The 537-nt window shown below is 38.2% G+C and carries 1 pseudogene; it reads left to right on the top strand.

Annotation, left to right across the window (positions count from 1 at the left end):
• Positions 1 to 23: 23 nt before the first annotated feature.
• Positions 24 to 537, top strand: a pseudogene (locus ACFIL8_RS12645) (autotransporter outer membrane beta-barrel domain-containing protein); the annotation flags it as partial.

Genomic DNA, 537 nt, shown 5'->3' with positions numbered 1-537 from the left:
TAATTGAGAGTGGAGTGTGGATAATGCGGTATAAATACAAATTAAGTTTTTCAGTATTGATGATCAGTAGTTGTCTTTTGCAATCTGCAAGTGTAGTTGAGAGTAGGAATAGAGTGCTAACAAGAGCAACAGATGTGGGAAATAGAGAAGAGGAAGAAAAAAATTTAGAACTGATTGCTAGTTTTTTCAAAAATAATATTACGATTGAATATGGTGATGTAGAGCTTGTTGAGAATGGAAAAACTTCCGTGGGGTCCACTATTAAAAAAGGAGGGATGCAAATAGTTACACGAGCAGGAATTGCAATGAGCGCCAAAATTTTGGGAGGTCAGCAGTTTATTCATGAAGAGCCAAATATTGATCTTACACTCGTGGTTAGACGAAGTAGTGCATATAATTCCACAGTTACTGGTGGAGATGGAGCAATAGGGCAGCAGAATGTGTATGATGGGGCAGAGACTTGGTATACGAAAGTGGGAGATAACGGAGAACAAAATCTTTATGCAGGACAAAGAAAAGAGGGGGGAAAATCAATGT

The sequence above is a fragment of the Bartonella sp. AP57NXGY genome, from assembly GCF_042195805.1.
Taxonomy (GTDB): Bacteria; Pseudomonadota; Alphaproteobacteria; order Rhizobiales; family Rhizobiaceae; genus Bartonella.
This window is presented reverse-complemented; position numbering and strand designations above follow the sequence as displayed.